General features: G+C 70.1%; 19 protein-coding genes and 1 riboswitch. Of the genes, 5 read left to right on the top strand and 14 right to left on the bottom strand.

Annotated elements, in window-relative coordinates; translation table 11 throughout:
• Positions 1-758 precede the first annotated feature (758 nt).
• From ACFWP3_RS33775 to ACFWP3_RS33745, 7 genes are all read right to left on the bottom strand, one after another.
• Positions 759-1,364, bottom strand: a complete 606-nt coding sequence (locus ACFWP3_RS33775; RefSeq protein WP_384228766.1) for a ferredoxin — start codon at positions 1,362-1,364, stop codon at positions 759-761.
• A 13-nt stretch (positions 1,365-1,377) separates the two neighbouring features.
• Positions 1,378-2,856 carry an aminotransferase class V-fold PLP-dependent enzyme gene (locus ACFWP3_RS33770; protein ID WP_384228763.1) on the bottom strand — a complete coding sequence of 493 codons (1,479 nt, stop codon included), beginning with the start codon at positions 2,854-2,856 and terminating at the stop codon, positions 1,378-1,380.
• Between the two features lie 222 nt (positions 2,857-3,078).
• A riboswitch (SAM riboswitch) is annotated at positions 3,079-3,195 on the bottom strand.
• A 102-nt stretch (positions 3,196-3,297) separates the two neighbouring features.
• Positions 3,298-4,362, bottom strand: coding sequence for an anthranilate phosphoribosyltransferase (gene trpD / locus ACFWP3_RS33765; RefSeq protein ID WP_384228760.1), 1,065 nt, complete (start codon positions 4,360-4,362; stop codon positions 3,298-3,300).
• Between the two features lie 165 nt (positions 4,363-4,527).
• A complete protein-coding gene (locus ACFWP3_RS33760; protein ID WP_384228758.1) occupies positions 4,528-6,159 on the bottom strand; it encodes a cytochrome bc complex cytochrome b subunit in 1,632 nt (543 codons plus the stop codon).
• Positions 6,156-7,211 (bottom strand): Rieske 2Fe-2S domain-containing protein, encoded by a 1,056-nt coding sequence (locus ACFWP3_RS33755; RefSeq protein ID WP_384228755.1) that lies wholly within the window; start codon positions 7,209-7,211, stop codon positions 6,156-6,158. The genes ACFWP3_RS33760 and ACFWP3_RS33755 overlap by 4 nt, the downstream gene beginning before the upstream one ends.
• Positions 7,208-8,017: a c-type cytochrome gene (locus tag ACFWP3_RS33750; RefSeq protein ID WP_384228753.1), complete on the bottom strand. Its 810-nt coding sequence runs from the start codon at positions 8,015-8,017 to the stop codon at positions 7,208-7,210. Before ACFWP3_RS33750 ends, ACFWP3_RS33755 begins: the two co-directional genes overlap by 4 nt.
• Positions 8,018-8,093: 76 nt before the next feature.
• A complete protein-coding gene (locus ACFWP3_RS33745; protein WP_069919977.1) occupies positions 8,094-8,714 on the bottom strand; it encodes a heme-copper oxidase subunit III in 621 nt (206 codons plus the stop codon).
• A gap of 198 nt (positions 8,715-8,912) precedes the next feature.
• Between ACFWP3_RS33745 and ACFWP3_RS33740 the strand changes: the two genes are divergently transcribed.
• Entirely contained in the window at positions 8,913-9,317 is a 405-nt protein-coding gene (locus ACFWP3_RS33740) for a hypothetical protein (RefSeq protein ID WP_362310230.1), read from the top strand.
• Positions 9,318-9,378: 61 nt separating this feature from the next.
• Here the strand turns inward: ACFWP3_RS33740 and ACFWP3_RS33735 are convergent, their stop codons facing one another.
• From ACFWP3_RS33735 to coxB, 4 genes are all read right to left on the bottom strand, one after another.
• Positions 9,379-10,623, bottom strand: coding sequence for an Ig-like domain-containing protein (locus ACFWP3_RS33735; protein ID WP_384228749.1), 1,245 nt, complete (start codon positions 10,621-10,623; stop codon positions 9,379-9,381).
• 117 nt (positions 10,624-10,740) lie between these two features.
• On the bottom strand, positions 10,741-11,139 hold the full coding sequence (locus ACFWP3_RS33730) for a cytochrome c oxidase subunit 4 (RefSeq protein ID WP_384228747.1): 399 nt from the start codon (positions 11,137-11,139) through the stop codon (positions 10,741-10,743).
• Positions 11,136-12,866 carry a cytochrome c oxidase subunit I gene (gene ctaD, locus ACFWP3_RS33725; RefSeq protein WP_384228745.1) on the bottom strand — a complete coding sequence of 577 codons (1,731 nt, stop codon included), beginning with the start codon at positions 12,864-12,866 and terminating at the stop codon, positions 11,136-11,138. Before ctaD ends, ACFWP3_RS33730 begins: the two co-directional genes overlap by 4 nt.
• Positions 12,863-13,837 carry a cytochrome c oxidase subunit II gene (gene coxB / locus ACFWP3_RS33720; protein ID WP_384228742.1) on the bottom strand — a complete coding sequence of 325 codons (975 nt, stop codon included), beginning with the start codon at positions 13,835-13,837 and terminating at the stop codon, positions 12,863-12,865. Before coxB ends, ctaD begins: the two co-directional genes overlap by 4 nt.
• A gap of 283 nt (positions 13,838-14,120) precedes the next feature.
• Between coxB and ACFWP3_RS33715 the strand changes: the two genes are divergently transcribed.
• Positions 14,121-15,512, top strand: coding sequence for a cysteine desulfurase/sulfurtransferase TusA family protein (locus tag ACFWP3_RS33715; RefSeq protein WP_384228740.1), 1,392 nt, complete (start codon positions 14,121-14,123; stop codon positions 15,510-15,512).
• Positions 15,513-15,620: 108 nt separating this feature from the next.
• Here the strand turns inward: ACFWP3_RS33715 and ACFWP3_RS33710 are convergent, their stop codons facing one another.
• Entirely contained in the window at positions 15,621-16,595 is a 975-nt protein-coding gene (locus ACFWP3_RS33710) for a carbohydrate kinase family protein (RefSeq protein ID WP_384228738.1), read from the bottom strand.
• Between the two features lie 132 nt (positions 16,596-16,727).
• Here ACFWP3_RS33710 and ACFWP3_RS33705 point away from each other — a divergent pair, with 132 nt between their 5' ends.
• A complete protein-coding gene (locus ACFWP3_RS33705; RefSeq protein ID WP_384228736.1) occupies positions 16,728-16,982 on the top strand; it encodes a hypothetical protein in 255 nt (84 codons plus the stop codon).
• A gap of 74 nt (positions 16,983-17,056) precedes the next feature.
• Complete coding sequence (locus ACFWP3_RS33700; protein WP_384228733.1) at positions 17,057-18,538, top strand: hypothetical protein; 1,482 nt, start codon at positions 17,057-17,059, stop codon at positions 18,536-18,538.
• A gap of 103 nt (positions 18,539-18,641) precedes the next feature.
• Here ACFWP3_RS33700 and erpA read toward each other — a convergent pair whose 3' ends face one another.
• Entirely contained in the window at positions 18,642-18,998 is a 357-nt protein-coding gene (gene erpA / locus ACFWP3_RS33695) for an iron-sulfur cluster insertion protein ErpA (RefSeq protein ID WP_030010511.1), read from the bottom strand.
• Positions 18,999-19,302: 304 nt separating this feature from the next.
• On the opposite strand from erpA, the gene nadA reads away from it, so the two are divergent.
• Positions 19,303-20,490: a quinolinate synthase NadA gene (gene nadA / locus ACFWP3_RS33690; protein ID WP_384228731.1), complete on the top strand. Its 1,188-nt coding sequence runs from the start codon at positions 19,303-19,305 to the stop codon at positions 20,488-20,490.
• Positions 20,491-20,609: 119 nt separating this feature from the next.
• Here the strand turns inward: nadA and ACFWP3_RS33685 are convergent, their stop codons facing one another.
• Complete coding sequence (locus ACFWP3_RS33685; protein ID WP_384228729.1) at positions 20,610-23,741, bottom strand: efflux RND transporter permease subunit; 3,132 nt, start codon at positions 23,739-23,741, stop codon at positions 20,610-20,612.
• Between the last annotated feature and the right edge of the window lie 102 nt (positions 23,742-23,843).

Below are 23,843 nucleotides of genomic sequence, written 5' to 3'. Positions count from 1 at the left end.
CCCCTACACGCCCCCACTCCCCCACCAGAACCAACGGGCCCGACCCCTCGATCCGAAGCGGGCCGCACCCCCCGCCAGGACGGGAACCCTGCCTCCCCATCCGGAGTCGGCAGCACCCCACCCCCGCCAGGAATGGGGACCCGGCCTGCCTATCCGAAGCCAGCCGCACCCACCCCCGCAAGGAAGGGGACCCGGCCTGCCCATCCGGAATCGGCAGCACCCCACCCCCGCAGGAAAGGGGCCCGGCCTGCCCATCCGAAGCCAGCCGCACCCACCCCCGCCATGAAGGGGACCCGGCCCGCCCATCCGAAGTCGGCCGTGGGGTGGGGACGCGCAGGAGGGTCCCCGCAGGACGAGCGCGCAACCCGGGCCGCGCCATCGGAGCCGGCCCGAAGTGCGCGAGCCGAGGAGACACTCCGGAGCGGCCCCGCCCCACACCCCGCCGAGGCAGAAAAAGGGGACCAGGCCCCGGCTCCGGCAGCGGCCCGTGCCCCCGCCAGGCCAGAAACGGGACCAAGCCCCACGGGCGAAGCCAGCCCGCCGAGCCGGAAAGGGGACCCGGCCCGCTCATCCGGAGTCGGCCGTGGGGTGGGGACGCGCAGGAGGGTCCCCGCAGGACGAGCGCGCAACCCGGGCCGCGCCATCGGAGCCGGCCCGAAGTGCGCGAGCCGAGGAGACACTCCGGAGGGGCCCCGCCCCACACCCCACCGGGGCGGGACAGGGGATCAGGCCTCGGCTCCGGAGGCGCCCGTGCCGCGCTAGGGCCTGCGCAGGAGCAGCGGCCGCGGTTCGTCCGGGTTTGCCGGGCGGCCTTCGGACAGCCAGAAGAGGTAGTCGCGGAGGTGCTCCGCGAGGGCTCCGTCGAGGTACGCGACGTACTCCCGCGCCCCGCCCGCCGCCTCCCGCTCCTCCTCCCGGTCCGAGACCGACCACGTACGGTCCAGCGCCGCGGCCCACTCCCGCACCCGGCCCCGCTCCCCCCACCAGTCGCGGACGAGCTCCGGGGTCCAGTGGTCGTCACCGTCGCAGGCGTACCCGACCATCGGGTCCTGCGCGACCGCGCCCACCAGCGCCAGCGCCTGCGCCGCGTCACGGGGCTGCCGGTAGACGAACTCGGCGCCCCAGTCGTCGTCGTAGAGCACGTGCGCGGGGGCGATCAGCCGGCCCATCCAGCAGGTGTCGGTCCCCGCCCCGTAGATCGGCCCCGGCACGTTGCGCCAGTCCCGCTCCGCCCAGCGGTCGGGCCGGGGGTTCCACCAGCGGCCGCGGTAGGCCGGGTCCGGCAGCCACGTGCCGCCGTCCGGCGCGGGCAGCGGTCCGTTCTCCGCGGCGCGGACGGACGGCAGCGGGTCCCAGTAGCTCATGGTGCCGATCCTGTCAGACGGCCGGGACGCAGCGGCCTTCCTCGGTGCGGTACTGCCACTTGGCCCCGTCCGCGACCAGCTCCCGCACCGCGCGGACGAACCGCTCCACGTGCTCGTCGGGCGTGCCGGCGCCGAAGCTGACGCGGATCGCGTTCAGCGTGGGGGTACCCCCGGACGAAGTCTGGGGGAGCTCCCCCGGCGCCGCCTCCGGGGCCCCGCATTCGCCCTGGGCCTGCGGCTCGCTGCCCAGCAGCGTGCGCACCAGCGGGTGGGCGCAGAACAGGCCGTCGCGGACGCCGATCCCGTACTCGGCGGACAGCGCGGCCGCGAAGTGGGAGCTGTTCCAGCCGTCGACCACGAAGGAGATGACGCCGACGCGCGGGGCGTCGTCCCCGAAGAGGGACAGCACGCGGACCGCCGGGACCTCCGCCAGGCCCTCGCGGACCTTGGCGATGAGGTGGCGCTCGCGGGCGACGAGGCTGTCGAACCCGGCCTCGGTCAGGGTCTTGCAGGCGGAGGCGATGGAGTAGACGCCGATGACGTTCGGGGAGCCGGCCTCGTGGCGGGCGGCCGTGGTGTGCCACTCGACGTCGACGCCGCCGTCGGCCCGCCGGGCGACCTTGCGCGAGGCGCCGCCGCCCGCGAGGTACGGCTCGGCTTCCTGGAGCCAGTCCGCGCGTCCGGCGAGCACGCCCGAGCCGAAGGGGGCGTACAGCTTGTGTCCGGAGAAGGCGACCCAGTCCACGTCGAGGTCCCGGACCGAGACGGGGTGGTGGGGGGCGAGCTGGGCGGCGTCCAGGACGATCCGCGCGCCGTGGGCGTGCGCGGCGGCGGCGAGCTCCTTGACCGGCCACAGCTCACCGGTGACGTTGGACGCGCCCGTGACGCAGACCAGGGCCGGGCCTTCCCCAAGCTCTCGGCTCCGCTCGAGCAGGGGAGACCCCAATGGGTCGCGGTCGGCGAGCGCCCGCTCCAGGGTGGCGACGGCCTCGTCCGGGGTGCGGGGCGCGTTGAGGTAGGTGACCTGCGCGTCCGTCCACGGCAGCAGCGAGGCGTGGTGCTCGGTCTCGAAGACGAAGACCTGGCAGCCGGCCGGGAGGACGGCCGCGAGGAGGTTCAGGGAGTCGGTGGTGGACCGGGTGAAGACGACCTGGTCGGCGGGGCGGCAGTCGAGGAACTCGGCGACCGTGGCCCGGCTCTGCTCGAAGAGGTCGGTGGAGAGCTGCGAGAGGTATCCGGCGCCGCGGTGGACGCTGCCGTAGTACGGGGCGTACGCGGCCACGTCGTCCCAGACCCGCTGGAGCGCCGGGGTGCTGGCGGCGTAGTCGAGGGCCGCGTAGGTGACCTCGCCGCCGGTGACGAGCGGGACGGTGACGTCCCGGCCGAGGACCGCCAGCGGCTCGGCACAGGCGGGGGCCTCGGCGGCGGCACAGGCGGGGGCGGAGGTGGCTGCGGTGGTGGTGGCGACGGCGGCGTTCAGGGATGCGGACATGGCGGTATCTCCCGGCGGGCAGGGGTGAATGGCTTCGGTGTGCCCGTACGCGGCGGCTACGGCGCGGTGCCGTGCGCGGGGGTACGGGAAGTCCTCGGAGCTGAACGGGGGTACGCGGAAGCGACCCTGTTCCGAGGGTTGAAGTAGGGGCGGATTCGCCCTATCGCATTCGCTTGCTCACGGAAAACGCTCCTCGAGAGACCAGGACCCCTGGTGTCGAGGGATCCGCGCTTGCCGTAAGCCTCGCTGCCTACGGCCTGGTCATCACCCGGGGCACCCCGCCACGGAAGGAGGGTTGCCGGACAGCAAGCCGGGGCCTAAACGCTGTCACTCGTGACCTGGTCAGCATCCTGCCACAAGATCCCGTACGCGCAAGACCCCGGTCCACGATGCGGACCGGGGCCATGGCCGAAAAGGGCTGCGGCAGGGTTGCGGGAGGGCTCAGGCGTTGCTGGCCGCCACCCACCGCTCCAGCGCCGCGCGGGCCGCGCCCGAGTCGATGGACTCCGCGGCCCGGGCGATGCCGGCCGCGATCTGCTCCTCCAGGGTGCCCGTGCCCGGGTCCAGCGCCACGAGGGCGGCCGCCGAGTTCAGCAGGACCGCCTCGCGGACGGGGCCGGTCTCGCCGGCCAGCAGGCGGCGGGCGATGTCGGCGTTGTACGAGGCGTCCGCGCCGCGCAGCGCCGATACGTCGACCAGCGGGATGCCGACGTCCCGGGGGTCGAAGCGCTGCTCGGCGACCTTGCCGTCGCGGACCCACCACACCCGCGAGGTGGCGGTGGTGGTGAGTTCGTCCAGCCCGTCGTCGCCGCGGAAGACGAGCGCGGAGGAGCCGCGCTCGGCGAGCACGCCGGCCACGATCGGGGCCACCCGGGGGTCCGCCACGCCCGTGGCCTGGGCGCGGACCTTGGCCGGGTTGGTCAGCGGGCCGAGGAAGTTGAAGGTGGTGCGGATGCCCAGTTCCTTGCGGGCCGCGGCGACGTGCCGCAGCGCCGGGTGGAACTTCACGGCGAAGCAGAAGGTGATGCCGGCCTCCTCCACGACCTCCGCCACCCGGGCGGGGGTGAGGTCGAGGTTGACGCCGAGCTTCTCCAGCACGTCCGAGGAGCCGCTCGCGGACGACGCGGCCCGGTTGCCGTGCTTGACCACCTTGGCGCCCGTGCCGGCCACGACGATCGCGGACATGGTGGAGATGTTGACCGTCTTGGCCCCGTCGCCGCCGGTGCCGACGATGTCGACCGTCCGGCCCGGCACCTCGATGAGGTTGGCGTGCTCGTACATGGCGCGGACCAGGCCGTTGATCTCGGCGACCGTCTCCCCCTTGGCCCGCAGCGCGACCACGAAGCCGGCGATCTGGGCGTCGGTGGCCTCGCCGCGCATGATCCGGTCCATGGCCCAGGCGGTGTCCTCGGCGCTCAGGTCCCGGCCGCTGAGCAGGGCGTCGAGGACGCCCGGCCAGCCGCGGGCCGCCACGCTGTCGCCGCCTGCCGGGGTCGCCACGTTCATGGTCCGCTCCTGCTGTCGTCGCCCGCCGATGTGGGGGCCCACGTCGAATGGGAAGGGGTTCAGCCTATCCAGCCCCGGGGACGGCAAAGAGCCCCGTCCAGCGTCTGGACGGGGCTCTCGCCGTGGCGACACCGGGACTGACCTGAATCAGTCCCTCATGTGGGATCAGTGGTGGCCGTGGCCGCTCTGGATCTCCTTGTACTCCTCCACCGTGGGCTTCGGAATCTGGTTGTTCTCGGCGTAGTAGCCCTTGCTGAGCTTCGCGCGCAGCTTCTCGCTGAGCTTCACCTTGCGCTCGACGCCGTTCTCGTCGACCGTCGGGCCGATCTCGATCGGCTCGTACTGCGTGTACGAGGTGAGCGTGTGCAGCTTGTCCTGCGAGAGCGGCTCGTGGACCTCGACGAACTCACCGTGCGGCAGGCGCTTGATGATGCCGGTCTCGCGACCGTGCAGCACCTTGTCCCGGTCCCGGCGCTGGAGGCCGAGGCAGATCCGCTTGGTGATGACGAAGGCGATGACCGGTCCGACGAAGAAGCCGATCCGGGCGAACCAGGTGATCGAGTTGATCGACAGGTGGAAGTACTGCGCGAACATGTCGTTTCCACCGGCGATCAGCAGGATGACGTACCAGGTCAGCCATGCCACACCGAAGGCGGTACGGGTCGGGACGTTGCGCGGGCGGTCCAGGATGTGGTGCTCGCGCTTGTCGCCGGTGACCCAGGACTCGACGAACGGGTACACCGCGATCGTGGCCAGCACCAGCGGGAAGATCACCAGGGGGATGAACACGCCCAGGACGAGCGTGTGGCCCCAGAGGTTGATCTCCCAGCCTGGCATCGCGCGGATGAGGCCCTCGGAGAAGCCCATGTACCAGTCCGGCTGTGCGCCCGTGGACACGTGGTCCGGGACGTACGGGCCGAGCGCCCAGATCGGGTTGATCGAGGCGATGGCCGAGATGGCCGCGATGACGCCGAAGACCAGGAAGAAGAAGCCGCCGGCCTTCGCCATGTACACCGGGAGCAGCGGCATGCCGACGACGTTGTTGTTCGTCTTGCCGGGGCCCGCGAACTGGGTGTGCTTGTGGTAGAAGACCAGGATCAGGTGGGCCACGAGCAGGCCCATCATGATGCCGGGCAGCAGCAGGATGTGGATCGAGTAGAACCGGGCCACGAAGTCGTGGCCGGGGAACTCTCCGCCGAACAGGAACATCGACAGGTAGGTGCCGACGACCGGGACGGACAGGATGGCGCCCTGCATGAAGCGGACACCGGTGCCCGAGAGGAGGTCGTCCGGCAGCGAGTAACCGGTGAAGCCGGTGAACATGCCGAGGACCAGCAGCAGGAAGCCGAAGATCCAGTTGATCTCGCGGGGCTTGCGGAACGCGCCGGTGAAGAAGACGCGCATCATGTGCACCATCATCGCCGCGACGAAGATCAGTGCCGCCCAGTGGTGGATCTGCCGGATGAGCAGACCGCCGCGGACGTCGAAGCTGATGTCCAGGGTCGAGGCGTACGCCTCGGACATCCGGACGCCCTGCATCGGCACGTACGAGCCGTGGTAGACGACCTCGTTCATGCTCGGGTGGAAGAACAGCGTCAGGTACACACCCGTGAGGATGATGATGATGAAGCTGTAGAGGCAGATCTCACCCAGCATGAAGGACCAGTGGTCCGGGAAGATCTTGCGCATGTTGGCCTTGGCGAGGCCGTAGATGCCCAGGCGGCCGTCCGCCCAGTCCGCTACGCGCTCGCCGGCCGGCGCTTTGCGCGCCTTCGTGTCAGTGGTCGCAGTGCTCATCCGCGCTCCCAGAATGCAGGGCCGACGGGCTCTTCGAAGTCGCCGAGCGCTTCGAGGAAGCCTTCGTCATTGACACCGATCCGCAGCTGCGGAAGCGCGTGACCGGCCGGGCCGAAGATGACACGGGCGCCGTCGGAGAGGTCGAAGGTGGACTGGTGGCACGGGCAGAGCACGTGGTGCGTCTGCTGCTCGTACAGGCTGATCGGGCAGCCGACGTGGGTGCAGATCTTGGAGTAGGCCACGATCCCGTCGTGGGACCACTCCAGCTCCTGCTTGTCCTTGATGTCGTCCGGCTGGATACGGACGATCATCAGGGCGGCCTTGGCGATCTGGGACATGTAGTCGTGCGCGTCCTCCTCCAGGCCCTCGGGCTTGGCGAAGGTCAGCGAGCCGACGAGGATGTCCTCGGGGCGCAGCGGCTCCATCGTGTTCTGGTTGATGAGCAGCTTGCCCTTGGCCCACAGGGTCTTGCGCAGCTTGTCCTCGGGCAGCGGGCCCAGGTCGCGCATGATCATGACGGCGGAGAGCGGCAGCATGGCCAGCGCGCCCAGCAGGGTGTTGCGGATCAGCGGGCGGCGGGCGATGCCCGACTCCTGCGCGCCGTCGCGGAAGTCCTGCAGGACCTGAGCCTTGACCTCCGGCGGAGCGGCGATCTCGTGGCGCTCGGCGGCGACCTCGACGTCGGACATCAGGGTGCGGGCCCAGTGGACCGCGCCCGCGCCGATGCAGAAGAGCGCCGTGCCCAGCGTCATGCCCAGTGCGAAGTTGAGCGCGCTCACCTTCCCGATGGGGAAGATGTACACGATCTTGTCGACCGGGAAGATCACGTACGAGGCGATGAAGGCCACCGTGGCCAGCATCGACAGCGTGAACAGCATCGCGACGGTGCGCTCGGAGCGCTTCGCCGCCCGCTCGTCGATGTCCTGGATGCGCGGCTTGTGAACCGGCATGCCCGGGTCGGCGAACGGGTCGTCCGCGACCGCTACGGCACCGTGGTGCGCGTCGCCCTGCTCACTCGGCAGGTGCTTCTCTTCGGGAATGTCTTGACTCATGACTTCTTGGCCTTAGCGGTGTGGGCCGCGACCCAGACGGCAACAGCGATCAGCGCACCCAGACCGAAGATCCAGCCGAACAGACCCTCGGAAACGGGACCGAGGCCGCCGAGCTTGAGGCCACCGGGGCTGGTGGACTTCTCGCCGTTGACGTTCTCGAGGTACGCGATGATGTCCTTCTTCTGCTTCTCCGGCATGGTGCTGTCCGGGAAGGAGGGCATGTTCTGCGGGCCGGTCAGCATGGCCTCGTAGATGTGCTTCGGCGAGACGTCCTCAAGGTTGGGGGCGTACTTGCCGTTCGTCAGTGCGCCGCCCTCGCCGGTGAAGTTGTGGCACTGCGCGCAGTTGTTGCGGAACAGCTCACCACCCTTGGCGATGTCGGCGCCCGCCGGGTCGTACTGCTTCTCGGTCGGCGTGATCGGACCGGCACCGAGGGAGGCGATGTACGCCGCCAGCTGGTCGATCTGCGCCTGCGAGTAGATGTTGGGCTTCTTCGGCACCTGGGCGCCGGGCTGCTGGGCGGGCATGCGGCCCGTGCTCACCTGGAAGTCGACGGCCGCGGAGCCGACGCCGACCAGGCTGGGGCCGTCAGTGGAACCCTGACCGCCGGTTCCGTGGCAGCTTGCGCAGCCCACGGCGTAGAGCTTCTTGCCCTCCTCGATGGCGAGGGACTGGGCGGTTTCATCGGCCTGCGCCTTGCCCGCGGGGGCGAAGGCGGCGTACAGCCCCCCAGTGGCCGCCAGCGCGAGGAGTAGAACGACGACCGCCGCCAGCGGATGGCGTCGTCGTGCGGAGAGCTTTTTCACGGATTACCCCGGTGTCAGGATCTTCTGCGTCGGTGTTTCTGGATGGAGTGCCGGGTCGGGCCCGGTGACGTGTTCGCTACTTGATCAGGTAGATCGTGGCGAAGAGGCCGATCCAGACGACATCGACGAAGTGCCAGTAGTAGGACACGACGATGGCCGACGTGGCCTGTTCGTGGGTGAACCTCTTGGCCGCGTACGTCCGGCCGAGGACCAGCAGGAAGGCGATGAGACCGCCCGTCACGTGCAGACCGTGGAACCCGGTGGTCAGGTAGAAGACCGAGCCGTACGGACCGGACGAGAGGCTCATGCCCTCGTGCTTGACCAGCTCGGTGTACTCGAACACCTGGCCGCCAATGAAGATCGCACCCATGACGAACGTGATGATGAACCACGTCCGGAGCTTCTTCACGTCACCGCGCTCGGCGGCGAATACGCCGAGCTGGCAGGTGAGCGAGGAGAGCACCAGGATCGTCGTGTTCGTCGCCGAGAAGGGCAGGTTCAGGCTCGAGGCCTGTTCTGTCCAGTACTCGGCGCCTGTCACGGATCGCAGGGTGAAGTACATCGCGAAGAGGGCCGCGAAGAACATCAGCTCGGAACTCAACCAGATGATGGTTCCGACGCTGACGAGGTTCGGCCGGTTGACCGTCGGGTGCGCGTGCCCGGTATCTACTGTCGTTGCTGTCGCCACGACCGACATTATGTCGGTCGCTTATCCCGCCCTCACCCCGGGGGGTGCCGTTCGGAGTGTCCGGGGCGTGTGCAAGGCCCGAACGGCCCATCAGATGAGCCAATGAGCGTCTCGCGCGAGGTGTCCGAACCGATGTTGACAGCGCATCGGGAGGAGTAGCATCCCGCGCAACATCAACGTGATTCACGTGACATGTGGAGGAACGAAATGCGGGCGACTGCGCGGGTTCTGGTCTACAGCGACGACGCGGGCACCCGGGAGCAGGTGCGGCTGGCGGCAGGGCGCAGGCCGGCCGCGGACCTGCCGCCGGTGGAGTTCCTGGAGTGCGCGACGCTGCCGGCGGTCCTGACGGAGCTGGACGCGGGCGGTGTGGACGTGTGCGTGCTGGACGGCGAGGCCGTTCCGGCCGGGGGCATGGGCGTGTGCCGGCAGATCAAGGACGAGATCTTCCGGTGTCCGCCGGTGCTGTTGCTGATGGGGCGCCCCCAGGACGCCTGGCTGGCCACGTGGAGCCGTGCGGACGCCGCCGTGACCCTTCCGGTGGACCCGGTGGAGTTCGCGGACGCACTGGCGGCCCTGCTGCGCTCCCGTCTGTCCTCCTCGGCGGCCTGACGGGGCGTCTGCGGGCCCGCGGGGCCCACGGGGTTCCCGTGGGCCCGCGTGCGGGCCGGGGTCAGACGGTGGGGCGCAGGCGGGCCTGGTCGGTGGTGCTGCGGCCCTCCTGGGTGCCCTTGAGGAGGGCGCTGCCCTCGCGCCAGTCCTTCCAGTCCATGTTCCAGTCGCCGAAGCCGTTGCCGAAGATGTCCATGTCGTCGCCGATGCTGTTGATCACCTCGACGAGGTCGCCCTCGGTGATGTTCTCGTAGAACCAGGCGGCGTTGCCGGTGCTCATGCCGGTGCAGCCGTGGCTGACGTTCGCGTAGCCGTGCGAGCCGATGGACCACGGGGCGGCGTGGACGTATTCACCACTCCAGGTGACGCGGGTGGCGTAGTAGACGGGCAGGTTGTAGTACTCGCTGCCGCCGATGCCGACGGAGTCGCCGCGCATCCGGACGAAGTACTGCTTGCCGAGGACGACCTTGATGCCGTTGCGGGTGGAGAATCCGGGCTTGCCGGTGGTGATCGGGATGGAATTGATCACTTCTCCGTTGCGCTTGAAGGTCATCCAGTGCGACGCGGCGTCGGTGATGACCTCGACGCGGTCGCCGATCTCCAGCTTGAGCGGCTTGGCCGCGGCCCCGTAGAGGTGGTCCTGGACCCTGACGCCCTCCAGGTTGCTCCGTACGGAGATCTCGGTGTTGGCGGGCCAGTACTCCTTGGGGCGGTAGTGCAGCCTCTTGTCGTCGACCCAGTGCCAGGCGCCTTCGACGCCGGCGGGGGCGCTGACGACGAGACCCCTTTCGATGACGCCGCGGGCGGCCTTGTCCTTGACGGGTTCGCTGAGGTCGGCCGTGAGGGGCTGTCCGACGCCGTATTTGCCTTCCTCCGGGCCGAATTCGACCTTCAGGACGCCTTTGGCCGGGGTGGTGTCGAACGTGATCGTGCGCTGCCCCGGGGCGCCCTTGGCGTTCTCGGTGCTGACGGTGACCGTGTAGCGGACGCCCGCGGCCATGGACACCGTGTTGTGCCAGCGATCGCCCTTGGCGGACAGTTCGCCCGCCAGGCGGCGCCCGTGGGTGTCCACGACGGTGACGTCGGTGATCCGTGCCTCACCCCCCTTCGTCGTGACTTCGAGGGGCTTGTCGGGGTCCACCGGGCGGCTGCCGGCGGCCTGGTTGAAGGCGACTTGGCCACCCGCGTCGTACGGGCGGGCTGACAGCGGGTTGTCGCCGGACCCGCATGCGGTGGCGCCGGCCCCGAGGGACGCGACCAGCAGGGAGCAGCTGAGTACCGTCCAAAGACGCGGTGAGTGCTTCATGGACCCAACGCTATGAAGGTATGACAATTACGGCGCGCGGGGTGACTGCAAACGAGGGGCCCGGACTCCTCCGAAGAGGTGTCCGGGCCCCAGGTTCACTGCGTGTTACGGGTCTGGCTACTGGTTCTGGTTCTCACCGCGGTAGTACTCGTACACCCAGCCCCACAGGCCGATCAGGATGACCGGGGCCGAGAAGTACATGAGCCACCAGCCGAAGATGACGCCCATGAACGCGAACGCGCCACCGATCGCCAGCGAGAGCGGCTGCCAGCTGTGCGGGGCGAAGAACCCCAGCTCGCCCGCCTCGTCGGCGACGTCGGCCTCCAGGTTGTCCTGGGCCATCTCGTCGACTCGCTTGGCCGTGAAGGCCAGGTAGTAGCCGATCATGACGGTCAGGCCGAAGGTAAGGAACAGCGCGGTGGTGCCTACGGGCTCCTTCGACCACACGCCGTACACGACGGCCATGATCAGGATGAAGAAGGAGAGCCAGAGGAACATCTTGCCCTGGATCTTCACTTGCCGGCCTCCTTGCCGCTGGTGACGGCCTGCGCAGCGCCGTGGTCCTCGAGGTGGTCGAGGGCCGCGATCTCAGGGTGGTGCAGGTCGAACGCCGGGGACTCGGAACGGATCCGCGGCAGGGTGAGGAAGTTGTGCCGCGGCGGCGGGCAGGACGTCGCCCACTCGAGCGAACGGCCGTAGCCCCACGGGTCGTCGACCTCGATCTTCTTCCCGTACTTCGCCGTCTTCCAGACGTTGTACATGAAGGGCAGCATCGACAGGCCGAGCAGGAACGAGCTGATCGTCGAGATGGTGTTCAGCGCGGTGAACCCGTCGGCGGCCAGGTAGTCCGCGTAACGGCGCGGCATGCCCTCGGCGCCCAGCCAGTGCTGCACCAGGAAGGTGCCGTGGAAGCCGATGAACAGCGTCCAGAAGGTGATCTTGCCGAGGCGCTCGTCCAGCATCTTGCCCGTGAACTTCGGCCACCAGAAGTGGAAGCCGGAGAACATCGCGAAGACCACGGTGCCGAAGATGACGTAGTGGAAGTGCGCGACGACGAAGTACGAGTCGGAGACGTGGAAGTCCATCGGGGGCGAGGCCAGGATGACGCCGGTCAGACCACCGAAGGTGAAGGTGATCAGGAAGCCGACGGCCCAGAGCATCGGTGTCTCGAAGGACAGTGAGCCCTTCCACATGGTGCCGATCCAGTTGAAGAACTTCACACCGGTCGGTACCGCGATCAGGAAGGTCATGAAGGAGAAGAACGGCAGCAGCACACCGCCGGTGACGTACATGTGGTGGGCCCACACGGTCACCGAAAGGCCGGCGATCGCGATAGTCGCGCCGATCAGGCCGATGTAACCGAACATCGGCTTGCGCGAGAAGACCGGGATGACCTCGGAAATGATTCCGAAGAACGGCAGGGCGATGATGTACACCTCTGGGTGTCCGAAGAACCAGAAGAGGTGTTGCCACAGCAAGGCGCCGCCGTTGGCGGAGTCGAACACGTGCGCACCGAACTTGCGGTCGGCCTCCAGCGCGAAGAGCGCGGCGGCCAGCACCGGGAAGGCGAGCAGGACCAGGACACCGGTCAGCAGCACGTTCCAGGTGAAGATCGGCATGCGGAACATCGTCATGCCGGGGGCGCGCATGCAGATGATCGTGGTGATGAAGTTGACCGAGCCGAGGATCGTGCCGAAGCCGGAGAAGGCCAGACCCATGATCCACATGTCGGCGCCGATGCCCGGCGAGCGGACCGCGTCCGACAGCGGGGAGTAGGCGAACCAGCCGAAGTCGGCCGCGCCGTTCGGCGTGGCGAAGCCGGCCACCGCGATGGTCGAGCCGAAGAGGTACAGCCAGTACGCGAACATGTTCAGCCGCGGGAACGCCACGTCGGGCGCGCCGATCTGCAGCGGCATGATCCAGTTCGCGAATCCGGCGAACAGCGGCGTCGCGAACATCAGCAGCATGATCGTGCCGTGCATCGTGAACGCCTGGTTGAACTGCTCGTTCGACATGATCTGCGTGCCCGGACGGGCCAGCTCGGCGCGCATGAACAGCGCCATGACGCCGCCGATGATGAAGAACACGAACGACGTGACCAGGTACATCGTGCCGATGGTCTTGTGGTCGGTGGTGGTGAGCCACTTGACGACCACATTGCCCGGCTGCTTGCGCCGTACCGGCAGCTCGTTCTCGTACGAGTCAGCTGCGGCGGCACCCTGGGATTCGTTGAGGATGCTCACAGTTTGTTCGTCTCCGCATTCCGGGCCGGGTCGGTCTGCTTGATGCCGGCCGGCAGGAAGCCGGTCTGACCCTTCTCCGCCAGCTCCTTCAGGTGCGCCCGGTACTCCTCGGGCGAGACCACCTTGACGTTGAAGAGCATCCGGGAGTGGTCGACGCCGCAGAGCTCGGCGCACTTGCCCATGAAGGTGCCTTCTTGGGTCGGGGTGACCTCGAAGACGTTGGTGTGGCCCGGGATGACGTCCTGCTTGAACAGGAAGGGGACCACCCAGAAGGAGTGGATGACGTCGTTCGACGACAGGATGAAGCGGACCTTCTCACCCTTGGGCAGGTACAGCGTCGGCCCGGGGTTGTTGGTGTCCGCGTTGCGGTCGCCGGGGACGCCCTTCTGGTAGACGCCTTCGGCGCCCGCGGGGAAGTCCTTGGTGAAGCGGTCCGGGATGGAGGCGAGTTCCTTCGGAACCTCGCCCGCCTTCGGGGTCGCCGCGTCGCCGTCGACGTTCTCGATGTAGTTGAAGCCCCAGCTCCACTGGAAGCCGATCACGTTGATCGTGTGCGCCGGCTTGGCGGAGAGGGAGAGCAGCTTCGACTCGTCACGCGCGGTGAAGTAGAAGAGCACCGAGACGATGATGAGCGGGACCACGGTGTACAGCGCCTCGATGGGCATGTTGTACCGGGTCTGCGGGGGGACCTCCACCTTCGTCCGGCTGCGCCGGTGGAAGATGACGCTCCACATGATCAGGCCCCACACCAGGATGCCTGTGATGAGCGCGGCCGCCCAGGATCCCTGCCACAGGGAGAGGATGCGCGGCGCCTCCTCGGTTACCGGCGTCGGCATTCCGAGGCGGGGGAAGTCTTTCCATGTAAACGAGCAACCAGTGGCGGTCGCCAGGACCACGCCCGCAGTCAGCGCCTGCAGCAGCTTCCGCCGCATCGGGCGCCGCGGCGAGCGGTCGGAGCCGTAGGGACTCACGTAGCGCCTTCCCGAGAGTCTCGGCCCGCGCGGCCGGCCGCGGCCGTGTTCGGGTCGGTCGCCGGCCCTGACGCAGGCAGGGGTTTGGATGTTTATGCGGACCAAACCCTACTGGACGCTATTTGGGGTCGCGCGGGGAGGGTGCCCAACGCGCCGCTACTGCCCCCGAAGGGATGGATCCGCCGTCCGGGGGATGCTGCGAGTGGCCCTGAATGGCGGCCTCCGGAAGACATCTGACGGCCCCTGACCTCGGGCGCTCGCGGTCGGCGGCTAGCGTGCCCGTATGCCGTACTTCGACACCGCGTCCGCCGCCCCGCTGCACCCCGTGGCCCGGCAGGCGCTGCAGGCCTCCCTGGACGAGGGCTGGGCCGACCCCGCCCGCTTGTACCGGGAGGGCAGGCGGGCGCGGCTGCTGCTGGACGCGGCCCGGGAGGCGGCCGCGGAGGCGGTGGGGTGCCGGGCCGACGAGCTGGTGTTCACTCCTTCGGGGACGCACGCGGTTCACACGGGGGTCGCGGGGGTCCTCGCGGGCCGCCGGCGCGTCGGAAGCGGTCTGGTCGTGTCTGCGGTCGAACACAGTTCTGTACTCCACGCGGCGGAGGTGCACGAGGCCGCCGGGGGCACGGTCACCGAGGTCCCGGTGGACCGGTACGGCGCGGTGACGGCCGCCGGGTACGCGGACGCGGTGGGCCCGTCGACCGCGCTGGCCGCCCTCCAGTCCGCCAACCACGAGGTGGGCACGGTCCAGCCGGTGGCGGAGGTGGCCGGGGTCTGCGCCGAGGCGGGGGTCCCGCTGCTGGTGGACGCGGCGCAGTCGCTGGCGTGGGGGCCGGTGGAGGGCGCGTGGTCCGTGCTGGCCGGCAGTGCGCACAAGTGGGGCGGCCCGCCGGGGGTGGGGCTGCTGGCGGTGCGCAAGGGGGTCCGGTTCTCGCCCCAACACCCGGCGGACGAACGGGAGTCGGGCCGCTCCCCCGGCTTCGCGAACCTTCCGGCGATCGTGGCGGCGGCGGCGTCCTTGCGGGCCGTGCGGGCCGAGGCCGACGCGGAGGCGGCGCGGCTGCGGATCCTGGTGGACCGGATCCGGCGGCGGGTGGTCCGGCTGGTCCCGGACGTGGAGGTGGTCGGCCATCCGGACCGGCGGCTGCCCCACCTGGTCACGTTCTCCTGCCTGTACGTCGACGGCGAGATCCTGCTGCACGAGCTGGACCGGGCCGGCTACTCGGTCTCCTCGGGCTCCTCGTGCACGAGCTCGACGCTGACCCCCAGTCACGTGCTGCGGGCGATGGGGGTGCTGTCGGAGGGCAACGTACGGGTGTCCCTGCCGCCGGGGACCACGGCGGAGGAGGTCAACGGGTTCCTGGAGGTGCTGCCGGGGGCGGTGTCCGGGGTACGGGAGCGGCTGGGCGTGGCCGAGCCGGCCCCGGCGGCCCCGGAGCCGGGCTCGGGGCCGGACTCGCTGGAGCTGGACGCGCTCGGGCTGCGGTGTCCGCAACCGGTGATCGAGCTGGCGGCGGCGATCGGGCGGGTGCCGGTGGGGGGCACGGTCACGGTCGTCTCCGACGACGAGGTGGCGCGGCTGGACATCCCGGCGTGGTGCGGGATGCGGGGGCATGCGTACCTCGGCGAAGCCGCCCGCGAACGAGGCACGGCCTACACAGTCCGCCGCCTCCTCTGACCAGGCTCCGCCCAAGCCCTGGGGCTCCGCCCCAGACCCCGCGCCTCAAACGCCGGCGGGGCTGGAATTGCCCTACGGGCAATCCAGCCCCGTCGGGCGGGGCGGGGGTTACGACAGGTGGGCCTTTACTTCGGTGGCGGCCTCGTCGCCGTACGCCTTGGTGAAGCGCTCCATGAAGTGCGCCCGGGCCAGGGTGTACTCCTGGGTGCCCAGGGTCTCGATGACCAGCGTGGCCAGCATGCAGCCGACCTGCGCGGCGCGCTCCAGGCCGACGCCCCAGCCCAGCCCCGTCAGGAACCCGGCTCGGAACGCGTCGCCGACACCCGTCGGGTCGACCTTCGCGTTCTCCTCCGGGCAGCCGATCACGATCGGCTCCTCGCCGGCCCGCTCGATCCGGACGCCGTTCGAGCCCAGCGTGGTCACCCGCGTGCCGACCTTCGCGAGGATCTCCGCGTCCGACCAGCCCGACTTGGACTCGATGAGGCCCTTCTCGTACTCGTTCGAGAAGAGGTACGTCGCGCCCTCCATCAAGGTGCGGATGTTGTCGCCGTCCATCCGGGCGATCTGCTGCGAGAAGTCGGCGGCGAAGGGGATGCCCCGCGTCCGGCACTCCTCCGTGTGGCGCAGCATCGCCTCGGGGTCGTCCGCGCCGATCAGGACCAGGTCGAGCCCGCCCACCCGGTCGGCGACGGCCTTCAGCTCGATCAGGCGGGCCTCGCTCATCGCGCCCGTGTAGAAGGAGCCGATCTGGTTGTGGTCGGCGTCCGTGGTGCACACGAAGCGCGCGGTGTGCAGCACCTCGGAGATGCGCACGGACTCGGTGTCGACGCCGTGCCGGTCGAGCCAGGCGCGGTACTCGTCGAAGTCGTAGCCGGCGGCGCCGACCAGGATCGGGCGGCTGCCGAGCTGCCCCATGCCGAAGCAGATGTTCGGGCCGACACCGCCCCGCCGGACGTCGAGGTTGTCGACGAGGAAGGAGAGGGAGACCGTGTGCAGCTGGTCCGCGACCAGCTGGTCGGCGAAACGGCCGGGGAAGGTCATGAGGTGGTCGGTGGCGATGGAGCCGGTGACTGCGATGCGCACGGCGTGACGCTCCTGCGGAGGACGGCAAGGGGGACAGTCAAAACTACCCGGTCCAGGGCCCGGTGCCGAACGGCCGAAACTACCCCGTAGTAGGTCTTTCTTCACGTACGGCGCGGTGCCTACGGTGCCTTCATGACCTATACCGACGGCTACGGCTACGGCCACTCCGAGTACACCGAGTACACCGCCGACAGGCGCGCCGCGGAAGCCTCGCGGCAGCCCGGCTTCGCCCGGATGCTCGGCGACTGCGCCCGGATGGCCCCGCACTGGGCGGCGGAGGCGGGCCCGCGGCCGGTCCGCGTGGCACCCTCGCAGATCCACGGGATCAGCGTGCCCCCGGCCTCGGCGCGGCTGATCGCGTCGACGGCGGCGTACGGGGACCAGTAGGGCGGGAACCGGTTGCGCCCCTGTTCCGTCCCACCCGCATCAGGCAGGACGGGACAGGGTGAAGGAGCGATGCGGTGACCAGCGAACAACCCGGCACATCACGCGGCACACGGCGGCGGCCGTCCTGGGCCGTCGGCTCGATCGCGGCCGCCGTCCTGCTCGCGGGCGGCGGGACGGCGTACTGGGCGTCCACCGCGCACGGCGACGGTGCGGGCCCCGGTACGGAGCGCGGCGCGGCCTCGGCGCCGCGTGACGCGGCCGACCCGTCGGGGCCGGGGATCGCGCCCGGGGAGCCCGACCCGTCCGGCGGCGGGGTCGTCTACCGGGCCGACGTCAAGCTGCCGGAGGCCCCGGCCTCCGCGCCCTCCTTCCGGGCGTCCGGGGAGGTCTCCGCGGACGCGGTGGCCCGCCTCTCCGCGGCGCTGGGCGTGCCGGGCACGCCGCGGCTGAACGGGGACGTCTGGCTGACCGGGGAGGCCGCCGACGGTTCGGGGCCGCGGCTCACGGTGACCCGTACGGCCCCGGGCACGTGGAACTTCAACCGCTTCCAGGCGGGTACGGGGGCCGGGACGGGCGACGACTGTGTCCGCGGCAAGGACACCTGCGGCCCCGCCACCCTCCCGCGGGACGCGGGGGCCGCAGGGAGCTCGGGGCAGGCAGGGAGCTCGGGGAACGCGGGCTCCTCTGGCAAGCCGGTCTCCGAGGAGGCCGCGAAGGCTGCGGCCCGCCCGGTGCTGGCCGCGGCCGGCCAGGACGGGGCCGCGCTGGACGCCCGGCTGGTCCAGGGCTCGGTACGGGTGGTGGCCGCGGACCCGGTGGTCGGCGGGCTGCCCACGCAGGGCTGGTCCACCAGGGTGAGCGTCGGCCACGACGGCTCGGTGGTGGCGGGCAGCGGCGAACTGGCGGCCCCGGTGCGGGCGGCCGAGCAGCAGGTGGTCGGGGCCGTGGAGGCGCTGGCCCGGCTGAACGCGAGGTCGGGCGGTACGGACGGCGGCGGCACCGGGCCGAGCGCCTGCGCGACCTCGGTCCCGCTGGAGCCGCAGGGCCCGTCGGGGGCCGCGGACACGCCGCCGTGCAATCCGGAGCCGCGGCCGATGAAGCCGCCGCGTACGGAGACGGTCAAGGGCGCCGTGCTGGGCCTGGTGCCCGGGACGGTGGACGGGGCGCGGGGTCTGGTGCCGGCCTGGCTGTTCGAGGTGGCGGGCAAGGGCGGGGCGGCGGGCCACACGGTGGCCGAGCCGGCGGGCGCCGAGGGCGGCGGTTCCACCGAGCCGGCGCCGCCGAAGGACGGCCGGACCGTGCCCGGGTTCTCGTACGCGGAGGCGGACCGGAAGCTGACGGTGAACTTCTGGGGCAGCCCGTGCAGCAGCTACGCGGCGTCGGCCCGGGAGTCCGCCGACTCGGTCCTGGTGAAGATCACGGACACTCCGCTCCAGCCGGGGCAGGCCTGCATCATGCTCGCGCAGGAGATGTCCGTCACGGTCACGCTCGAGAAGCCGCTGGGCGACCGGAAGGTGGTCGACGCGGGCACGGGCAAGCCACTGCCCCGGCAGTAGCGGCGGATTCCGGACACCGCGGGGGCGTCGACACGGCGCGAGGGCCCGTTTCCGGTCGCTGGTGCGACCGGAAACGGGCCCTCGTGCGTGTACCGGTCCAGGCTTAGCTGAACGAGTCGCCGCAGGCGCAGGAGCCCGTGGCGTTCGGGTTGTCGATGGTGAAGCCCTGCTTCTCGATGGTGTCGACGAAGTCGATGGAGGCACCGTGCAGGTACGGGGAGCTCATCCGGTCGGTGACGACCTTCACACCGTCGAAGTCCTTCACGACGTCGCCGTCGAGGGAGCGCTCGTCGAAGAAGAGCTGGTAGCGCAGGCCGGAGCAGCCGCCGGGCTGGACGGCGACGCGGAGCGCCAGGTCATCGCGGCCTTCCTGCTCCAGCAGGGTCCTGACCTTCTCGGCGGCGGCGTCGGACAGGAGGATGCCGTCGCTCACAGTGGTCTTGTCGTCCTGTACGGACATCTGCATTCACTCCCGAAGTGGGCGGCTCCCCGCCGGAGGCAGGGAAACGTCGGACTCTTGCCGTCGGTGGCAACGAGCGGGACCGCGGATTCATTCCGGGACCCGACGCTTGTTTCAGATATTCATGCTCGCACATCGCGGGTCGGGCGGGGCCTGAGGATCGACGGGGTGATGCGTCACATTGACGCTATCGGCATCGTCAAAGTGACGTGAAGCGGTTATGATAGATAACGTCAAGTAGACGAGAAGTCGAACCGGCGCCAGAAGAAGTCCCTCGTCAGTCCCTCGTCGCAGAACAGAAAGGGTGCGTGTCGTGACCACCGCCCAGCCTTTGGACGTCCAGCCGACGCCCCTCGCCCTGCTGCTGCTCGGCCGCGAGGCCGACCCCAAGAGCGAGCGCGGGGTGGAATGCCCCGGCGACCTGCCCTCGCCGTCGGACCCGGACCTCGTGGCGCGCGCCCGCGCGGCCAAGGAGAAGCTCGGGGACAAGGTCTTCATCCTCGGCCACCACTACCAGCGTGACGAGGTCATCGAGTTCGCCGACGTCACCGGCGACTCCTTCAAGCTGGCCAAGGACGCGGCCGCCAAGCCGGAGGCCGAGTACATCGTCTTCTGCGGCGTGCACTTCATGGCCGAGTCCGCGGACATCCTGACCTCCGACGACCAGAAGGTGGTCCTCCCGGACCTGGCCGCCGGCTGCTCGATGGCCGACATGGCCACCGCCGAGCAGGTCGCGGAGTGCTGGGACGTGCTGACCGAGGCCGGCGTGGCCGGTGTGACGGTCCCCGTCTCGTACATGAACTCCTCCGCCGACATCAAGGCCTTCACGGGCAGGCACGGCGGCACGATCTGCACCTCGTCCAACGCGAAGAAGGCCCTGGAGTGGGCGTTCGAGCAGGGCGAGAAGATCCTCTTCCTCCCGGACCAGCACCTGGGCCGCAACACGGCCGTCCGCGACATGGGCATGTCCCTGGACGACTGCGTCCTGTACAACCCGCACAAGCCGAACGGCGGCCTGACCGCGGAGCAGCTGCGGAACGCCAAGATGATCCTGTGGCGCGGGCACTGCTCGGTGCACGGCCGGTTCTCGGTCGACTCCGTCAACGACGTGCGCGCCCGCATCCCCGGCGTGAACGTCCTGGTGCACCCCGAGTGCAAGCACGAGGTCGTGGCGGCCGCGGACTACGTCGGTTCGACGGAGTACATCATCAAGGCGCTGGAGGCGGCCCCGGCCGGCTCCAAGTGGGCGATCGGCACCGAGCTGAACCTGGTCCGCCGCCTGGCGAACCGTTTCGCCGCGGAGGACAAGGAGGTCGTCTTCCTCGACAAGACGGTCTGCTTCTGCTCGACGATGAACCGCATCGACCTCCCCCACCTGGTGTGGACCCTGGAGTCCCTGGCCGAGGGCAACCTCGTCAACCAGATCCAGGTCGACAAGGAGACCGAGGGCTTCGCGAAGCTGGCCCTGGAGCGGATGCTGGCGCTGCCGTAACCACGGCACGGAACGACGGAAGGGGCACCCGGACGGGTGCCCCTTCCGTTTGATCTCCGCACGGGGTGCCCCGGCACGCCGGAGGGGCGCTCCCGGGTGGGAGCGCCCCTCCGGGTCGGTCAGACCGTGGCCGGGGTCTCGTCGTCCTGGGCGGACGACGGGGCCGGGACCACCGTCAGGCGGGACTCGCGCTTGGCGGTGCGCTTCGCGCGGCGGCGCTCCTTGCGGAGCTCCACCATCGTGTAGAGCGTCGGGACCAGGAGCAGGGTCAGCAGGGTGGAGCTGACCAGGCCGCCGATCACCACGACCGCGAGCGGCTGCGAGATGAAGCCGCCCTCGCCGGTGACGCCGAGCGCCATCGGCAGCAGCGCGAAGATCGTCGCCAGGGCGGTCATCAGGATCGGGCGGAGCCGGTGCCGGCCGCCCTCGACGACGGCCTCGACGACGCCGAGGCCCTGGGCGCGGTACTGGTTGACCAGGTCGATCAGGACGATCGCGTTGGTCACCACGATGCCGATGAGCATCAGCATGCCGATCATCGCCGGGACGCCCATCGGGGTGCCGGTGACGATCAGCAGGCCGAGCGCGCCGGTCGCCGCGAACGGGATGGAGACCAGCAGGATCAGCGGCTGGATCAGCGACCGGAAGGTCGCGACGAGCAGCATGAACACGATCGCGATGGCCGCGAGCATGGCCAGGCCGAGCGAGCCGAAGGCCTCGTCCTGGTCCTCCGAGACGCCGCCGATGGAGGCCGTGGCGCCGTCCGGCAGGTCCAGGGCCTTGAGCTTGGTCTGGAGCTCGGTGCTGACCGCGCCCGTGTTGTCGCCCAGCGGCTTCGCGGTGACGGTGGCGGCGCGGGCGCCGTCGATCCGGGTCATCGCGACCGGGCCGGGGACCACCTTGACCTCGGCGATGTCGCCGAGCTTGACCGGGCCGACCGGCAGGGCCTGCAGTTCGGCCAGGGTGGTGGCCGGCTGCGCGGACCTGATGACGATGTCGCGCTCGGTGTTGTCCAGGACGGCCTTGCCCGCCGGGTTGCCCCGTACGGCCTGCGCGACGATCGCGCCGAGCGCGGCCTGGTTCAGGCCCGCGTCCGCGGCCTTGGGGGTGGCGGTGACGGAGATCCGCGGCACGGACTGGGACAGGTCGCTCTGTACGTCGGTGACGTCCTTGAGCTTGGCCACCTCCGCGCGGACCTGCTCGGCGGCCTTGGCGAGGACCTCGCCGTCGCCGGCCTTGACGACGACGCTGAGGTTCTGGCTGCCGAAGCCGTCGCCCGCGGCGATGCGGGTCTCGCCGATGCCGTCGAGGGCGGCGAGCTTGCCCTCGATCTGCTTCTTGACGGCCTCCGCCTTGCCGGAGTCCTTCAGAGTGACCTGGTACGAGGCCTGGTTGGAGCCCGTACCGCCGCCGAACGCGGCGAGGAAGCCGGAGGAGCCGACGGTGACCTGGTAGCTCTTGACGCCCTCGACCGAGGCCAGCGCCTGCTCGATCTTGCGGCTCGCCTCGTCGGAGGCGGCCAGCGAGGTGCCGGGGGCCAGCTCCTGCTTGACCGTCAGGACGTCCTGCTCACCCTGGTCGAAGAAGTTGGTCTTCAGCTGCGGGGTCATCCCGAAGGTGCCGACCAGGACGACGACCGCGATCGCGACACTGGTCATGCGGCGCCGGGTGGCGAAGCCCAGGACGCGGACGTACAGGCGCTGGAGCTTGCTGCGCGCCTCCTTCTCCTCGGCCTCGCGGCGGGCCTTCGCCGGGTCCTCGGCAGCGCCCTTCGGCGCGCGCAGGAACCAGTACGAGAGCACCGGCACGACCGTCAGCGACACCAGCAGCGAGGCCAGCAGCGCGGCGGTGACGGTGAGCGAGAAGGAGCCGAAGAGCTCGCCGATCATGCCGCCGGTGAGGCCGATCGGCAGGAAGACGGCGACGGTGGTGAGGGTGGAGGAGGTGACCGCGCCGGCGACCTCCTTGACCGCGATGATGATGGCGGCCTCGCGCTCCTCGCCGTAGCCGAGGTGGCGCTTGATGTTCTCCAGGACCACGATCGAGTCGTCGACGACGCGGCCGATGGCGATGGTGAGCGCGCCCAGCGTCAGCATGTTGAGCGACAGGTCGCGGGTCCACAGCACGATGAGCGCGAGGACCACGGACAGCGGGATGGAGACCGCGGTGACCAGCGTGGAGCGCAGCGAGGCCAGGAAGACCAGGATCACGATCACCGCGAAGAGCAGGCCGAGCAGGCCCTCGGTGGTGAGGCTGGAGATGGACTTCGCGACGGCCGGGCCCTGGTCGCTGACGACGGTGAGGTCGGCGCCGGAGCCGAGCGTGGAGCGCAGTTCGGGCAGCTTGTCCTTGACGGCGTCCGAGATGGCGACGGCGCTGCCGTCCTTGTCCATCGTCAGGACAAGCGCGAGGCTGGGCTTGCCGTTGGTGCGGGTGATCGAGACGGCCTTGGCGGGCTCCTGCTTCACGGTGGCGACGTCGCCGAGGCGGACGGCCGGGTTGCCGGGGCCGGGGCTCAGGCGCAGGTCCTCGACCTGGGCGAGGGAGGTGTAGCCGGCGCCGACGCGGACGGTCCGGTTCTTGCCCTCCTCGTCGAAGGAGCCTGCGGGTACGGTCGCGCCGCCCGCCTGGAGGCCCTGGGCGAGGGCGGCGCCGTCGAGGCCGGCAGCCGCGAGCTTCGCGTTGTCGGGGGTGACGGTGACCTGGAGGTCCTGGACGCCGTCGACGGTGACCTGGCCGACGCCGTCGATGTCCGAGAGGACGGGGACGACGGACTTCTCGAGCTGGTCGGCGAGGGCCTGCTGGTCCTTGTCGGAGGTGACGGCGAGGATGACGGTCGGGATGTCGTCGGTGGAGCCGGCCACCACCTGCGGGTCCACTTCGGCGGGCAGCCGGACGCGGGCCCGGTTGACGGCCTGCTGTACGTCGGCGACGAGCTGCTTGGTGCCGCTGTCGCCGTAGTCGAAGGTGGCCATGATGAGGGCGTTGCCCTCGCTGGCGGTGGAGGTGATGCCGGTGATGCCGTCGACGCCCTTGAGCATGGCTTCGATCGGTTCGACGACCTGCTTCTCCACCACGTCGGGCGAGGCGCCCTGATACGGCGCGAGCACGGACACCATGGGCAGTTCGATGGAGGGCAGCAACTGCTGCTTGAGCTGCGGGATGGCTATGGCGCCGAAGAGGAGCGCGACGATCGACACGAGGCCGATCAACGCCCTTTGGGCAAGGCTGAAGCGGGACAGCCAGGACATGGATAGGGATCTCTCTGCTGTGACGTCGGCGAAGGGCACTCCAGCCTTTCGTACGCCGCGGCGCCGTTGCGTCGCTCGCAGGTCCCGTCCTTATGTGCGGCA

The sequence above is a fragment of the Streptomyces sp. NPDC058525 genome (genome assembly GCF_042719495.1).
In the GTDB taxonomy this organism is placed as follows: domain Bacteria; phylum Actinomycetota; class Actinomycetes; order Streptomycetales; family Streptomycetaceae; genus Streptomyces.
The sequence above is the reverse complement of the archived record's forward strand: the minus strand, read 5'-3'. Positions and strand labels throughout refer to the sequence as shown.

What these genes read in the sequence shown, in the direction of transcription:
- ACFWP3_RS33775 (WP_384228766.1), bottom strand. Translation starts at nt 1,364, where the DNA reads ATGAGCTACTGGGACCCGCTGCCGTCCGTCCGCGCCGCGGAGAACGGA.
- ACFWP3_RS33770 (WP_384228763.1), bottom strand. Translation starts at nt 2,856, where the DNA reads ATGTCCGCATCCCTGAACGCCGCCGTCGCCACCACCACCGCAGCCACC.
- trpD (WP_384228760.1), bottom strand. Translation starts at nt 4,362, where the DNA reads ATGAACGTGGCGACCCCGGCAGGCGGCGACAGCGTGGCGGCCCGCGGC.
- ACFWP3_RS33760 (WP_384228758.1), bottom strand. Translation starts at nt 6,159, where the DNA reads ATGAGCACTGCGACCACTGACACGAAGGCGCGCAAAGCGCCGGCCGGC.
- ACFWP3_RS33755 (WP_384228755.1), bottom strand. Translation starts at nt 7,211, where the DNA reads ATGAGTCAAGACATTCCCGAAGAGAAGCACCTGCCGAGTGAGCAGGGC.
- ACFWP3_RS33745 (WP_069919977.1), bottom strand. Translation starts at nt 8,714, where the DNA reads ATGTCGGTCGTGGCGACAGCAACGACAGTAGATACCGGGCACGCGCAC.
- ACFWP3_RS33740 (WP_362310230.1), top strand. Translation starts at nt 8,913, where the DNA reads ATGCGGGCGACTGCGCGGGTTCTGGTCTACAGCGACGACGCGGGCACC.
- ACFWP3_RS33735 (WP_384228749.1), bottom strand. Translation starts at nt 10,623, where the DNA reads ATGAAGCACTCACCGCGTCTTTGGACGGTACTCAGCTGCTCCCTGCTG.
- ACFWP3_RS33715 (WP_384228740.1), top strand. Translation starts at nt 14,121, where the DNA reads ATGCCGTACTTCGACACCGCGTCCGCCGCCCCGCTGCACCCCGTGGCC.
- ACFWP3_RS33705 (WP_384228736.1), top strand. Translation starts at nt 16,728, where the DNA reads ATGACCTATACCGACGGCTACGGCTACGGCCACTCCGAGTACACCGAG.
- erpA (WP_030010511.1), bottom strand. Translation starts at nt 18,998, where the DNA reads ATGTCCGTACAGGACGACAAGACCACTGTGAGCGACGGCATCCTCCTG.
- ACFWP3_RS33685 (WP_384228729.1), bottom strand. Translation starts at nt 23,741, where the DNA reads ATGTCCTGGCTGTCCCGCTTCAGCCTTGCCCAAAGGGCGTTGATCGGC.